Origin of the sequence: Ectopseudomonas composti (genome assembly GCF_900115475.1) — a bacterium.
In the GTDB taxonomy this organism is placed as follows: Bacteria; Pseudomonadota; Gammaproteobacteria; order Pseudomonadales; family Pseudomonadaceae; genus Aquipseudomonas; species Aquipseudomonas composti.
This window is the reverse complement of sequence record NZ_FOWP01000016.1, coordinates 16,029-29,785: the sequence shown is the minus strand read 5'-3', so window position 1 is coordinate 29,785 and position 13,757 is coordinate 16,029. Positions and strand designations below refer to the sequence as shown.

13 protein-coding genes are annotated in these 13,757 nt (G+C 63.2%); 4 read left to right on the top strand and 9 right to left on the bottom strand.

Features of this window, described 5'->3' with window-relative positions; genetic code table 11:
• Positions 1 to 4: 4 nt before the first annotated feature.
• Positions 5 to 1,675 carry a putative bifunctional diguanylate cyclase/phosphodiesterase gene (locus BM059_RS22210; RefSeq protein ID WP_167364598.1) on the bottom strand — a complete coding sequence of 557 codons (1,671 nt, stop codon included), beginning with the start codon at positions 1,673 to 1,675 and terminating at the stop codon, positions 5 to 7.
• A gap of 269 nt (positions 1,676 to 1,944) precedes the next feature.
• Between BM059_RS22210 and rep the strand changes: the two genes are divergently transcribed.
• The 3 genes from rep to BM059_RS22195 all read left to right on the top strand — a co-directional run bounded on the left by rep (position 1,945) and on the right by BM059_RS22195 (position 5,328).
• On the top strand, positions 1,945 to 3,954 hold the full coding sequence (gene rep, locus BM059_RS22205) for a DNA helicase Rep (RefSeq protein ID WP_036999852.1): 2,010 nt from the start codon (positions 1,945 to 1,947) through the stop codon (positions 3,952 to 3,954).
• A gap of 177 nt (positions 3,955 to 4,131) precedes the next feature.
• Positions 4,132 to 4,614 carry a UPF0158 family protein gene (locus BM059_RS22200; RefSeq protein ID WP_074941383.1) on the top strand — a complete coding sequence of 161 codons (483 nt, stop codon included), beginning with the start codon at positions 4,132 to 4,134 and terminating at the stop codon, positions 4,612 to 4,614.
• Positions 4,615 to 4,755: 141 nt separating this feature from the next.
• The gene (locus BM059_RS22195) at positions 4,756 to 5,328 is read left to right on the top strand and encodes a xanthine phosphoribosyltransferase (protein WP_036999859.1); all 573 of its coding nucleotides are present in this window, start codon (positions 4,756 to 4,758) and stop codon (positions 5,326 to 5,328) included.
• Between the two features lie 24 nt (positions 5,329 to 5,352).
• On the opposite strand, the gene BM059_RS22190 is transcribed toward BM059_RS22195, so the two are convergent.
• The 7 genes from BM059_RS22190 to dadA all read right to left on the bottom strand — a co-directional run bounded on the left by BM059_RS22190 (position 5,353) and on the right by dadA (position 12,529).
• Positions 5,353 to 7,485, bottom strand: coding sequence for an acetyl-CoA hydrolase/transferase C-terminal domain-containing protein (locus BM059_RS22190; protein ID WP_074941382.1), 2,133 nt, complete (start codon positions 7,483 to 7,485; stop codon positions 5,353 to 5,355).
• Positions 7,486 to 7,610: 125 nt separating this feature from the next.
• Positions 7,611 to 8,033 (bottom strand): c-type cytochrome, encoded by a 423-nt coding sequence (locus BM059_RS22185; RefSeq protein ID WP_074941381.1) that lies wholly within the window; start codon positions 8,031 to 8,033, stop codon positions 7,611 to 7,613.
• A 138-nt stretch (positions 8,034 to 8,171) separates the two neighbouring features.
• A complete protein-coding gene (locus BM059_RS22180; protein ID WP_074941380.1) occupies positions 8,172 to 8,711 on the bottom strand; it encodes a sterol desaturase family protein in 540 nt (179 codons plus the stop codon).
• Positions 8,712 to 8,855: 144 nt separating this feature from the next.
• A complete protein-coding gene (locus BM059_RS22175; RefSeq protein WP_036999865.1) occupies positions 8,856 to 9,404 on the bottom strand; it encodes a cupin domain-containing protein in 549 nt (182 codons plus the stop codon).
• A 194-nt stretch (positions 9,405 to 9,598) separates the two neighbouring features.
• On the bottom strand, positions 9,599 to 10,672 hold the full coding sequence (gene alr, locus BM059_RS22170; RefSeq protein WP_074941379.1) for an alanine racemase: 1,074 nt from the start codon (positions 10,670 to 10,672) through the stop codon (positions 9,599 to 9,601).
• A 171-nt stretch (positions 10,673 to 10,843) separates the two neighbouring features.
• Positions 10,844 to 11,191 (bottom strand): RidA family protein, encoded by a 348-nt coding sequence (locus tag BM059_RS22165; RefSeq protein WP_036999868.1) that lies wholly within the window; start codon positions 11,189 to 11,191, stop codon positions 10,844 to 10,846.
• Between the two features lie 39 nt (positions 11,192 to 11,230).
• Positions 11,231 to 12,529, bottom strand: a complete 1,299-nt coding sequence (gene dadA, locus BM059_RS22160) for a D-amino acid dehydrogenase (RefSeq protein WP_074941378.1) — start codon at positions 12,527 to 12,529, stop codon at positions 11,231 to 11,233.
• Between the two features lie 156 nt (positions 12,530 to 12,685).
• On the opposite strand from dadA, the gene dadR reads away from it, so the two are divergent.
• Entirely contained in the window at positions 12,686 to 13,174 is a 489-nt protein-coding gene (gene dadR, locus BM059_RS22155) for a transcriptional regulator DadR (protein WP_036999871.1), read from the top strand.
• A 122-nt stretch (positions 13,175 to 13,296) separates the two neighbouring features.
• Here the strand turns inward: dadR and BM059_RS22150 are convergent, their stop codons facing one another.
• Positions 13,297 to 13,650, bottom strand: coding sequence for a YkgJ family cysteine cluster protein (locus BM059_RS22150; RefSeq protein WP_013713450.1), 354 nt, complete (start codon positions 13,648 to 13,650; stop codon positions 13,297 to 13,299).
• Positions 13,651 to 13,757: the final 107 nt, after the last annotated feature.

The following is a 13,757-nucleotide window of genomic DNA, read 5'->3' as shown; positions in this document are numbered from 1 at the left end:
CGGGCTACGAGCCGCCGCCGAACAGTGGCTGGCGCATGCCGAACACCAGAAAGCGCGCCAGTTCGGCCAGCGGTACCGCCTTGCTGATCAGGTAGCCCTGCACCTGATCACAACCGAACTGGCGCAGCATGTCGAGTTGCTCGATGTTCTCCACCCCTTCGGCCACCACCTCGAGGTTGAGGTTGTGCGCCAGATTGATCATCGCCCGCACCAGCTGGCGATTCTCGGCGCGCTCGCCCATGCCGCCGACGAAGCTTCTGTCGATCTTGAGCAGGGTGATCGGCAGGCTGTTGAGGTGGACGAACGAGGAAAAACCAGTGCCGAAGTCGTCCAGCGAGAAGCGCACGCCGAGTCGACCCAGTGCCAGCATGGTCTGCTGCACCTGATCGCTGCGGCGCATCACCGCGGTTTCGGTGAGTTCGAACTCCAGCCACTGTGCGTCCACCCCACGCTCTTCGATCAGACGGCTGAGGGTCGGCAGCAACTGGCTGTCCTGGAACTGACGAAACGACAGGTTGACCGCCATGTGCAGCGCCGGCAGACCGCGCCCACGCAGCCACTGCATATCGCGCAGGGCACGGGAGATGACCCAGTAGCCGAGCGGCACGATCAACCCGGTTTCTTCGGCCAGGGGGACGAATTCGTTGGGCGAGAGCAACCCGCGCTCGCTGTGTTGCCAACGCACCAGCGCTTCCAGGCCGACGATGCGCCCACTCTTCAAACACAGGCGCGGCTGGTAATGCAGCTCCAGTTCGTCACGCCGCAGTGCCCGACGCAGCTCGCCTTCCAGGTCGGTCTGGCTGCGTGCGCTGCGGTTGAGGCGCTCGTCGTAGACATGAAACACGCAGCCCTGCTGACGCTTGGCCTGCTGCATGGCGATGTGCGCGTGCCACAGCAACGGGTCGGCGCCCTCGCCCGCGCGGGCATGCGCCAGGCCCAGGCTGCAGCCGATCAGCAGGCTCTCGCCGTCCACCCAGTAGGGCTCACCCAATACCGCAGTAACGCGCTCGGCCAGACGCTCGACGCGCTGTGGGTCGCGGCGTACATCCAGCAGCAGGGCAAATTCGTCGCTGCCCAGGCGGGCGATCTGGTCGCAGGGCAGCAGCAGGCTCTTGAGCCGCGCCACCACCTGCAGGATCAGGCGATCCCCGGCCTGATAGCCCAGCGCATCGTTGGCGTGACGGAAGTTGTCGAGGTCCAGATGCCCCAGCACCAGGCCTCGACCGTTGCATTCACCCAGGCGGGCAGCGAGCAAGGTCTGGAAGCCCTGGCGGTTGGCGATGTGGGTCAGCGGGTCCTGTTCGGCCAGGCGTTGCAGGGTGTGGCGGAGGTTGCCCTGCTCGCGCGCATAGCGCAGGCAGCGGCGCAGCACATCGAGGTTGAGACTGCTGCGCACCAGCCAGTCGCTGACCCCGGTCGGTTCTTCGGCGGGCTCATCCTCAAGCAGCAGCACCATCGGTAACGGGCATTGATTGCTTTGCGGAAGTCGATCCGGCGTGGCCAGCAGTAGACCGCTGGCGTGGTCGTCGAACAGACTGCTGGCCGCTTCCCAGGACGGTGCGGTAATCAGCGGGGAGGGGCTCCCGAGGGCGCCCAACTGCTCGCGCAACAATTCGGCCCAGCCTGACGAATCAGCCAGCAGGACCAACCGCATGGGTTCGACGAGCGTGGACAAGCAACCCCCCAATGACCACAAGAATGATGGCGAATCGCGTCGCCTGAACGCGCCGTAATCGGCGTCTAATCAATCACATCCGGGTGAAAAATGATGCACATCCTGAGGTATAGCCGCTAAACCGGCAAGTGGTACCAGAGTACTGCATCGCTCCCCGGAACCTAGCGCGCCAACATCCAATTCCGTGCGCTAGGCCACAGTTCCGGACGGTCGCGGCAGAAGTCGTCAGGCCTGTTAAAATGCGCGGCCCTTTTTCTGCGAACGATCCCATGTCCCGACTGAACCCCCGGCAACAAGAGGCCGTGAACTACGTCGGCGGCCCACTTCTGGTGCTCGCCGGTGCAGGTTCCGGCAAGACCAGCGTGATCACCCGCAAGATTGCCCACCTGGTGCAGAACTGCGGCATCCGCGCCCAGCATATCGTCGCCATGACCTTCACCAACAAGGCCGCGCGCGAGATGAAGGAGCGCGTCGGCACCCTGCTCAAGGGCGCCGAAGCCCGCGGCCTGACGGTGTCGACCTTCCACAACCTGGGCATGAACATCATCCGCAAGGAATACGCGCGCCTGGGCTACAAGCCCGGCTTCTCGATCTTCGATGACGGCGACATCAAGGCGCTGCTCAGCGACATCATGCAGAAGGAGTATTCCGGCGATGACGGCGCCGATGAGGTGAAGAACCTCATCGACAGCTGGAAAAACGACCTGATCCTGCCCGACGAAGCCCTGGCCAATGCGCGCAACCCCAAGGAACAGACCGCCGCCATCGTCTACCTGCATTACCAGCGCACGCTCAAGGCGTACAACGCGGTGGACTTCAACGACCTGATCCTGCTGCCGGTCAAGCTGTTCCAGGAGCACGCCGACATCCTCGAGAAGTGGCAGAACCGCATCCGCTACCTGCTGGTCGATGAATACCAGGACACCAACGCCAGCCAGTACTTGCTGGTGAAGATGCTGGTGGGCATGCGCAACCAGTTCACCGTGGTCGGCGACGACGACCAGTCGATCTACGCCTGGCGCGGCGCACGCCCGGAAAACCTGATGCTGCTCAAAGAGGACTATCCGTCGCTGAAAGTGGTGATGCTGGAGCAGAACTACCGCTCCACCAGCCGCATTCTGAAATGCGCCAACATCCTGATCGCCAACAACCCCCACGTGTTCGAGAAGCAGTTGTGGAGCGAGATGGGCATGGGCGACGAGATCCGCGTGATCCGTACCCGCAATGAGGACGCCGAGTGCGAACGGGTGGCGCTGGAGATCCTCACCGAACACCTGCGTACCCAGCGCCCGTACAGCGAGTTCGCCATCCTCTATCGCGGCAACTACCAGGCCAAGCTGATGGAGCTGAAGCTGCAGCACCACCAGATTCCCTATCGCCTGTCCGGCGGCACCAGCTTCTTCGCCCGCCAGGAGGTGAAGGACCTGATGAGTTACTTCCGCTTGCTGGTCAACCCGGACGACGACAACGCCTTCCTGCGGGTGATCAACGTGCCACGCCGCGAGATCGGCTCGACCACCCTGGAAAAGCTCGGCAACTACGCCAACGAGCGCAAGATCAGCATGTACGCGGCAGCCGGCGAGATCGGCCTCGGCGAACACCTCGACGCACGCTTCACCGAGCGCCTGCAGCGTTTCACCAAGTGGATGGATCGCGTGCGCCAGGAATGCGCACAGAACGATCCCATCGCCGCCATTCGCAGCATGGTCATGGACATCGACTACGAGAACTGGCTACGCCAGAACGCCTCCAGCGACAAGGTGGCCGACGCCCGCATGGGCAACGTCTGGTTCCTCGTCGACGCACTGAAAAGCACGCTGGAGCGCGACGAAGACGGCGACATGACCATCGAGGACGCCATCGGCAAGCTGGTGCTGCGCGACATGCTCGAACGCCAGCAAGAAGAGGAAGACGGTGCCGAGGGCGTGCAGATGATGACCATGCACGCCTCCAAGGGCCTGGAGTTTCCCTCGGTGTATATCATCGGTTTCGAGGAGGAAATTCTCCCGCACCGCTCCAGCATCGAGGCCGACACCATCGAGGAGGAGCGTCGCCTGGCCTACGTCGGTATCACCCGCGCCAAACGCAATCTGGCGCTGACCTTCGCTGCCAAGCGCAAGCAGTACGGTGAAGTGATCGATTGCTCGCCGAGTCGCTTCCTCGATGAGCTACCGCCGGAAGACCTGGTATGGGAAGGGCTGGAAGAGGCGCCCGTGGAGGTCAAGGCAGCACGCGGCAACGACGCCCTGGCCAATATGCGGGCGATGCTCAAGCGCTGAGGCCAGCGGTACTGCTGTCTGGTGGGCTGAAGCCCACCCTACCGCGCAGAGATCGTGGCTGACTGGTGTATGGTCGGGTTGTTCAATCCGCTGAAGCCCACCACTTCAATGCCACTGGCACCCTCGTCATATTTGCCAGTCAGAAGAACACACCGTTCAGAAACAGGGGCTGAAACCATGCGCACATTCACGCTCGACCTCGATGCCCTCGTTCAGCTGATCAACGGCCGTGAACAGCAGGAAAACTGGCTGGACCTGGAAAGCGGCAGCGTCCTGACCCTGCCAGCGGAAGACCCGTACAGCGACGAGCGCCAGCAAGTGGAACTCGATCCGGATCGCTACACCCAGATTCCCAACCTCGACGTCATGCAGCGCGTGGCCATACGTGAGTCCTTCCTGTTCACCCTCGATGACCCACACGCCCACCCACTGCTCAGCGCGGCACTGACTGGGCGCAAGCCGCTGCGTGCGTTCGACTACGAGATCGAGGCCTTTGCGACGATCCGTGAACAGTGGCAGGCCTACGAGCTCAAGCAACTGCGCGAATACGCGCTCAACTGGCTCTACGAACTGGGTCTGGAGCCCGCCCCGGACAAGCTGCCGCTGGATACGCGCGGCATTCCCAAGGACATCCTGCGGCGGCTGAACAAACACGCCTGACAGCCGCGTCCCGACCAGCCGTAATACCTGTCCGCTCGGACAAGCCATTACGAACGTCGGCCAGCGTGCGTTTTCACTACACAAACCAAGGCTTTTTGGGCGAAAATCCGCAGCTTTTACGCTGAACCCAGAGGACCGACCGTGGAAGCGCTGAAACAGAAGATTCGCGAAGAAGGCATCGTGCTGTCGGAGCAAGTGCTCAAGGTCGACGCGTTCCTCAATCACCAGATCGATCCGGCGCTGATGCAGAAGATCGGCCATGAATTCGCCCAGCGTTTCGCCGGTCAGGGCATCACCAAAATCGTCACCATCGAGGCCTCGGGCATCGCCCCGGCGGTAATGGCCGGCCTGGAACTGGGCATCCCGGTGATCTTCGCGCGCAAGTTCCAGTCGCTGACGCTCAAGGACGACCTGCTGATCTCCAAGGTGTTCTCCTTCACCAAGCAGACCGAAAGCACCATCGCCATCTCCGCACGCCATCTGACTGCAGCCGACCGTGTGCTGGTCATCGATGACTTCCTCGCCAACGGCCATGCCGCCAAGGCGCTGATCGACCTGATCCAGCAGGCCGGCGCCGAGGTTGCCGGTATCGGCATCGTCATCGAGAAGTCCTTCCAGGACGGCCGCAACCTGCTGCAGAGCGAAGGCTACCGCGTCGAGTCGCTGGCCCGCGTCGCCGCGCTGGAAAACGGCCAGGTGCGCTTTCTCGATTAAACGCTGCGTACGGCCCCGCGCACCCTACGACGATGCGCTGGCCTGCAGGCCAGCCAGCAGCAGGCGCTGGTACAGGGCCTCACGCACACCGTCCGGTGCTTCCAGGCTCATGCGCCGCAGGTGCTCGGGGTAGGCCGCCGGCTCTGGCGCATCGAGCGTGGCCTTACCCAGCTCCAGCACCTCGGTCAGGCGCAGCTTGCTCTTGAGCCAGGTCAGCGCCCGCAGCAGATCCCGCTCCACCGCACTGAAGTCGCTGCCCAGCGGGTATTCGGCGAACAACGATGAATGCTCCGCGCACAGCGCTTGCAGGCGTTCGGGCAGGTTGTTGCCGAAGCGCTCGTCGAGCCGAAAATCCATCGGCAGCTTGCCAGCCTGCTGCGCCTGCTCGATCAGCTCGTTCTGGAAGCGTGAATCGCTGATCTTGAGCAGCGCCTCGATCACCTGGGCGTCGGTCTTGCCGCGCAGCTCGGCGATGCCGTACTCGGTGACCACGATGTCGCGCAGGTGTCGAGGGATGGTGGCGTGGCCATATTCCCAGACGATGTTCGAACTCACCTCACCGTCCGACTCGCGCCAGCTGCGTAGCAGCAGGATCGAGCGTGCGTCGTCCAGTGCATGGGCCTGAGCGACGAAGTTGTACTGCCCGCCAACGCCGCTGAGTACGCGGCCATCCTCGAGCTGATCGGCCACGCCTGCACCGAGCAGGGTCATGGTGAATACCGTGTTGATGAAGCGCGCATCGCGGCGCTGCAGGCGCTTGAGTTCCTCCTGGCGGTACAGCTCGTTGATGTAGCGAATGCCAGTCATGGCGAAGCGCTGCCGCTCGGCCTCGTCCAGCTCGCGCAGGCGCTGGTAGAAGCTTTCCGGGCCGAGGAAGAAGCCGCCATGCAGCACCACGCCGCCCTCAGCCTGCCCCAGATAATCATTCAGCCGTGCCTGCGTGCGTGGGTCGCTCAGGTCAGCCGTCACCCGGCCACCGTCGGGCAGGCACAACTCGCCCTGCTCCAGCCGCATTTCGCCGCATAGCAGGCCGCTGTCGCACAGCCAGGCCAGGTCGCTGGGCTGCAGCTCAGCCGCCAGGCCCGCATCCAGCAGAGCCTGCATGCTATGGGGCCGGCCCTGGTCATCCAGGGCTCCGCTGTCAGCCAGACGTTGCAGACGCAGATCGGCGTAGACCCGACGGCGCAGCAATCCGACCTCGGCCAGCGCCAGCAGGCCGTTGACGAACATTTCACTGCAGCCATACAGGCCTTGCTCCAGCGGCGCGAGGTCGCCACTGGCGGCAATCTCGCCTGCCCACGCCTCGGCGCCCAGCGCCTGCAACAACGTGCGGTAGCGGTCATTGTCGTCCTGCCTGGCCATCAGCGCCGACGCCAACGCATCGCCCATCGCGCCGATACCGATCTGCAGGGTGCCGCCGTCACGCACCAGGGTGCTGGCGAGCAGGCCGATGCAGTGATCCTGCTGGGTCACCGGCATGTTTGGCGTGGAGAACAGCGTCGTGCACTCGTCCTCGACGATATGAATATCGAAGGTATCGCGCGGAACATGGGCATCCCCGCTCATGTAGGGCAGGTCGCTGTGGATCTGGGCGACGCTGAGCACGGTCTCGCCAGCCTCACGGCGCTTGTCCAGCAGCGGCAGCAGGTCGAGCGTCACGTCGGGGTTGCAGCTCAAACTGAAGTGCTCGGGCTGCGCGGCGTCGGCAGCGACCAGTTGAGCGACCAGGTTCAGGCCCTTGGCGTTGAGGTCGCGGGCGACATGGCTGTAGTTGCTGCTGATGTAGTCCTGCTGCGCCGGCTCGCATTCGAGCAGGCTGCCCGGCTGGAAGAAGAACTGCTCGACGCGTACGTTCGCGGGTAGGCTGCCAGCGTGCAGATCGGCGAGGAAATCCAGCTCGGGATAATCGCCGTAGACCCGCTCGACAAAGGGCTCGAGAAAGCGTCGCTGCAGGTCCTGCGCGGCACGCGGGCGCGCCAGGCACAGTGCGGTGTAGATGGTCAGCTGCCGCTCGGGCATCTGCCGCACGCGGGCATAGAGCGCGTTGACCCAGCGATTGGGCTTGCCCAGGCCCAGTGGCAGACCCAGGTGAATCGGCCCGTCGATCTCGCTCAGTACGCGGTCGACAGCTTGTTCGAGGGTACAGGCGTGCGGCATCTGGCGCTCCTCGCGACATCCATGACGAATGCTGCTTGGACTGTATAGCCGCCAGCATGGTTGCATGCCCCCGCCATAAACAAAAAACCGCCCAGAGGGCGGTTTTTTCAGGGAAGAGGCGAGTCTTACAGACCGGACATCTTCTTGATCGCTTCGAGCAGTTCGTCGTCCGAGCAATCCGCGCAGGTGCCTTTCGGCGGCATGGCGTTGATACCGGAGATGGCCTTGGCCAGGATGCCATCAAGGCCGCCCTGGTGATCGGCGCGGTCTTTCCAGGCAGCGGTGTCACCGATTTTCGGTGCGCCCAGTACGCCAGCGCCATGGCAGGCGTTGCAGTGCTTGGCGATGATGTCGTCAGCGCTACGCGCACCACCACCGGCGGATGCAGCGACGGTTTCCACGCCCTTGCACTCTTCGCCCATGATGCACACGTCACCGACCGGCTTGAGGCGCTCGGCGATGGCGTCATCGGTCGTGGCCTGAGCAGTCACTGCCCACAGGGCCAATACGACAGCCGGAGCTGCCAGCATTTTCTTCATCAGATTCACGGTACACCCTCTTCGTGGCTAGTCACGCCCGCGGCCACGGTTTCGCGAGCGGGCGACAGTATAACGGCAAGCGGGCCTGGCCGAAACAACCCATATTGTCGCAGGGTTATTTGCGCCAACGATAACAGCGTAGCCCGCTCAGCTCTTCACGCCTTCCGTGAGCGCGTCGTTTCGCACCCGCACGTAGGTCCCGAAAACATGATCCCAGAGCGGAGAGGAAACGCCGAAATTCTTTTCCACACCGCGCTGATGGTGCAGATCATGGTTGCTCACCAAACCGGGCATGAGCCGGTAGAGAGGGTGTTGGGGGCGATGCATGACGTAATGCAGCGAGATGTAGGCCAGATAGCCGAGCATCACCCCCGCGATCAGGGAAGTCAGGTTCAGTACCTGGAACAGGACGAGCAGCACGATGAAGGTCGCCGTGGTCTTCCAGCTGGATATGCCGATCAGGGCCAGGACGTCGAGGTGATGCGTCCAATGCTCACGCCGGTACAGCGCGTGGAACAGAAAACGATGCATGGCATATTCGACGAAACTCCAGATCAGCACACCGGCCGCGACCTGCCAGAGCAACACCGGCCCCAACAGCAAAGCACCCACGAACAGCAGTGGGACGGTGAAGAAATCCAGGTAATAGGCGAACGACGACATCAACCACTTGTTGCTGGCTGCCATGCTGCAGGCTCCTTGCCATGCCGGACGAAACCGGGCTAATCCATTGAGAAAGCGCGCCAGTCTAGCGCCCTGACAGCAGGCTGACGCTCGACGAGTTGGCGAATCGGCGAACGCCCCCACCGCCAGGGAAGGGGCTTGCAGTGCTTAAAAGTTCGCCGGAGTGGTGGCGCTGATCAGGCGCGCCGGCACATCGAACGGGTTGCGGAAGCGGTGCGGCTTGCTGCTCTCGAAGTAGTAACTGTCGCCCGGCTCGAGGACGAACACCTCGTTGCCGACGGTCAGCTCCAACTTACCCTCGACCAGCATGCCGGCTTCCTCTCCTTCGTGGGCATACATCTCGTCACCCGTGTCGGTACCGGCCGGATAGGTCTCGTCGAGGAAGGAGATGGCGCGGCTCGGATGAGCCTTGCCGATCAGCTTCATGGTGATGGCGCCGCTGCAGATATCGGTCAGCTCGGAGGCCCGATAGACCACCTGAATCTGGTTCTCCTGCTCCATGTCGAGCGAGAAGAATTCCACCAGCGACATGGGAATGCCGCTGAGCACCTTTTTCAACGAGCTGATCGAGGGGCTCACGCTGTTCTTCTCGATCATGGAAATGGTGCTATTGGTGACGCCCGCCCGCTTGGCGAGTTCACGCTGGGATAGACCTTTGAGCTTACGAATCGATTGCAGTCGAACGCCGACGTCCAATGCTGGAATCCCCCTTGGGATATGAGACGGAAAAGTGTCCGTATCATGGCATAGCGTTCGGAATTTACAACACTTGCGTTCACCCTTCGCTTACACGGCGAGCCCCCTCTTTCGAAAAGCCGCGGATTAGACTGTGCGAGTCAGCAATAGGCGCGCCGTGGGATGCACAGCGCAAGCAACCATCCGAGCCGGGTTCAATTGCCGAGATAGTGCAGCGGCACCCGCCGCAGGTTGCAGAAGATCTGGTAGGGGATGCTGCCAGCAGCCGCGGCCACATCGCTGGCCAGCACCTGCTTGCCCCAGAGCTCAACGCGGCTGCCGAGACCGCTTTGCGGCAGATCGGTGAGGTCGACGGTAAGCATGTCCATCGACACGCGGCCGATCAGCCGGGTCAGTTGGCCGTCCACCATCACGGGCGTGCCGGTCGGCGCATGACGCGGATAGCCGTCGGCATAGCCCATGGCGACCACGCCGACGCGCGTCGGTCTTTCGGCCACGAAGCGCGCGCCATAACCCACCGGTTCACCGGCCGGCAGCTCACGCACGCTGATGACCTTCGATTCCAGGGTCATCACCGGGCGCAGAAGCGCGGCGTGCTCCTGAGCCTGCTCAAACGGCGTGGCGCCATAGAGCATGATGCCGGGGCGGACCCAGTCGCTGGGCACCTGTGGCCAGCCGAGCACGGCCGGCGAATTGCGCAGGCTGACCTCGGCGCTGAGACCTTCACGCGCCTGCAGGAACACCGCCAGTTGCTCGCTGGTGCGCTCGCACTCGGGCTCGTCGGCGCGGGCGAAGTGACTCATCAGCACGATCTTGCTGACCTTGCCGCTGGCCAGCAGACGCCGATAGGCGGCCTGGTAATCGGCCGGATGCAAACCAACGCGGTGCATGCCGCTGTCGAGCTTGAGCCAGACGGTCAGCGGCTTGCTCAGTTGCGCCTGCTCGATGGCCTCGATCTGCCACTGCGCATGCGCCACGCACCACAGGTCATGCTGGTCGATCAGCGTCAGCTCATCAGCCTCGAAGAAGCCTTCGAGCAGGAGGATCGGCGCGCGAACGCCCGCTTCGCGCAATACCAGCGCCTCTTCGATACAGGCCACGGCAAAGCCATCGGCCTCGCCTTCGAGTGCCTGCGCGCAACGCACCGCCCCATGCCCATAAGCATCGGCCTTGACCACGGCGAGGGCGCGAGCACCGCTCACTTCACGGGCCAGGCGGTAGTTGTGACGCAGCGCATCGAGGTCGATCAGGGCACGGGCAGGACGCATGGTTCGCTATTTCTCAATCGTTCATGTTTGGGTAGCCCGGATGTAATCCGGGGCCATGCCGGCAGAGGCTCCCGGTTTGCATCCGGGCTACATGCAGGTAGGTCGTCACTCAAAAAAAACCCGGCGGGGGAGCCGGGTGAAAAGCCAACACAAATAGAGGCTATGGCCACCTCAGACGGCAGCCACCACACACATTTCCACCAACACTTCGGGCTTGTACATCTTCGCCTCGACACAGGCACGGGCCGGCGCATGGCCGTCGGCAACCCAGGCGTCGTACTCGGCGTTGAGGCCGTCGTAGTCGGCCATGTCCTTGATGAAGATGGTCAGCGAGAGGATCTTGCTCTTGTCGCTGCCACCCTCGGCCAGCATCTTGTCGATGTTGGTCAGGGTCTGGCGGGTCTGCTCGCGGATGTCACCGTCGAAGTCATCGGCCAACTGGCCGGCGAGGTAGATCGTGCCGTTGTGGATCACCACTTCGCTGTAGCGTTTGGCCACATGCAGGCGCTGGATCGACATAGGGGTAAAGCTCCTTGAATTGCGAAAGCGCGAAGGCTATCAGGTGCGCAGCGGCTGCGGGGCGCTCTGGACTTCACGCGCCTTGCGCGAGTAACGCGAGATATCCAGGCCGTCGGCACTGATCTGCGGACGCTTGTTGGCCATCACGTCGGCAAGCAGACGACCGGAGCCACATGCCATGGTCCAGCCCAGGGTGCCGTGACCGGTGTTGAGGAACAGGTTGCGGAACGCGGTGCCGCCCACGATAGGTGTGCCATCGGGCGTGGCCGGCCGCAGGCCGGTCCAGAAGTCGGCGCGCTGCAGATCGCCGCCTTCCGGATAGAGGTCGGAGGTGATCATTTCCAGGGTTTCGCGACGACGCGGGTTGAGCGACAGGTCGAAACCGGCGATCTCAGCCATGCCACCGACGCGGATGCGGCCATCGAAACGGGTGATGGCGACCTTGTAAGTCTCGTCGAGAATGGTCGAGTTCGGCGCCATTTCCGGATTGGTGATCGGCACGGTCAGCGAGTAGCCCTTGAGCGGGTAAACCGGAGCACGAATGCCCAGCGGCTTGAGCAGTTGCGGACTGTAGCTGCCGAGGGCAAGTACGTAGCGGTCGGCGGTTTCCAGCTTGCCGTCGATCCACACGCCATTGATGTGATCACCGACGGCGTCCAGGCGTTGGATGTTCTGGCCGAAGCGGAACTCGACACCCAGCGCCTTGGCCATGTCCGCCAGCTTGGTGGTGAACATCTGGCAGTCGCCGGTCTGATCGTTGGGCAGGCGCAGGGCGCCGGCCAGCTTGTGCTTGACGCCAGCCAGGGCCGGCTCGACGCGGGCGATGCCATCGCGGTCGAGCAGCTCGAAGGGGACGCCGGACGCTTCCAGCACGGCGATGTCCTTGGCGGCAGCATCGACCTGGGCCTGGGTGCGGAACAGCTGGGTGGTGCCGAGTTGGCGGCCTTCATAGGCGATGCCGGTCTCGGCGCGCAGCTCGTCGAGGCAGTCGCGGCTGTACTCGGACAGGCGCACCATGCGCTCCTTGTTGATCGCATAGCGGCTGGCGGTGCAGTTGCGCAGCATCTGCGCCATCCACAGGTATTGGTCGACATCGCCAGTGGCCTTGATCGCCAGCGGGGCGTGCTTCTGCAACAGCCACTTGATGGCTTTCAGCGGTACGCCCGGCGCGGCCCAGGGCGACGCGTAGCCCGGGGAGACCTGGCCGGCGTTGGCAAAGCTGGTTTCCAGCGCCGGGCCGTTCTGACGGTCGACCACCACCACCTCGAAGCCCTGACGGGCAAGGTAGTAAGCACTGGCGGTACCAATCACACCGCTGCCGAGAACCAGAACACGCATGTTTTTCTCCCCGCCGCGCCCAAGGCGCGTGCGTTACAGACCATTGTTGTCGATGGGCGCAGTATAGGAAGAGCCGCGCAGTGCTTTTCACCATATACACGGCTATATTTGGCGAGAATTCTTGGCAAAAAGCCGTTTTACAGAGGCGGATTCCCCATGAGAACCCAGCATCAAAGCCGTCGTGAACTAGACAAGATCGACCGCAACATCCTCCGTATCCTGCAGGAGGACGGGCGCATCAGCTTCACCGAACTGGGCGAGCGCGTGGGGCTGTCGACCACACCGTGCACCGAACGCGTACGTCGCCTGGAGCGCGAAGGCATCGTCATGGGCTACCACGCCCGCCTCAACCCACAGCACCTCAAGGCCAGCCTGCTGGTGTTCGTCGAGATCAGCCTGGACTACAAGTCCGGCGACACCTTCGAAGAATTTCGCCGTGCCGTGCTCAAGCTGCCGCATGTGCTCGAATGCCACCTGGTATCCGGTGACTTCGACTACCTGGTGAAAGCACGCATTAACGAGATGGCCAGCTACCGCAAGCTGCTCGGCGACATCCTGCTCAAGCTGCCGCACGTGCGTGAGTCGAAGAGCTATATCGTCATGGAAGAGGTGAAGGAGAGCCTGGCGCTGCCGGTGCCGGAGTGAACCTTGGACGCTCCCACGCTCCGCGTGGGAATGCAGCCCGGACGCTCTGCGTCCGCCTGCGGCAAGTCGTGGCGCGGAGCGCCACTGCAGGGGCTCCCACGCAAAGTGTGGGAGCCACAAGCCTAAACGAGTCGCTGGCGAGTAGTGGCGATCAGCCGGTGCACCTGACGCTCCACTGCCGGCTCGATCGGCTGCTCCGGCCCACGACCATGCGGGCAAGGCAGGCGCGGCGTGGTGCCGAACAGACGGCAAATCAACGGGCGCTGGTCATATACCTCGCAGCCGTTTGGCCCCAGGTGCACGCAGTTATATTCGGCCAGCGCCGCGTCATGTTCGGCATCGCTCTTAACCGGCAGGCGCGCCAGCTCCTCGGATGAAGCGGTGACCGGCCCGCAGCAGTCATGGCAGCCAGGCACGCAGTCGAAGCGCGGAATCTGGCGACGCAGATGATCGATCTTGCGGTCGGTGCAGCTCATGCTCGGGCATCCTGGAGTGATCGCAACAGTGTACCTGCTCGACTCGGCGCGCACGGCTCACTCTAGGAGAGAGCCGCGCTTTTTTCCGCTGCCCTCTTGGCGTCGGA